Source organism: Methylocapsa sp. S129, from assembly GCF_009765995.1.
GTDB lineage: Bacteria > Pseudomonadota > Alphaproteobacteria > Rhizobiales > Beijerinckiaceae > Roseiarcus.
On the sequence record NZ_LMUI01000048.1, the window covers coordinates 519,197 to 519,502 of the forward strand.

Sequence of the window (306 nt, forward strand, 5' to 3'; positions counted from 1 at the left end):
GGGCTGGCGTCCAAGACGTCGGCGGCGGGACGCGCGCTGGCGTGGCGAGCGTCGGTGAGCTGAATGATGCGGGTGGCGGCTTCGAGCGCGAGCGCGGTGAGGTTGAACAGGCTTGAAGCGTGCTCGACCTGTGTTTTCTCTAAGGCGAGACCGTCCCGTTTGAGCACGCGAAAGACCTGCTCGATGCGCCAGCGCAAGCGATAGAGCCGGATGATCTCCAGGGCGTCCTCGATCGTTTCGACCGGCATGGTGGTCAACAGTCGCCATAAGAGCGGCGGCTCCGATCCTCCGGTCAAGCCCCGGGAG

1 protein-coding gene is annotated in these 306 nt (G+C 65.4%); it reads right to left on the minus strand.

The window, feature by feature from the left end:
- A partial coding sequence (locus GSQ90_RS32200; protein ID WP_210254991.1) for a transposase occupies window positions 1-248 on the minus strand: 248 nt, incomplete at its 3' end.
- Window positions 249-306: the final 58 nt, after the last annotated feature.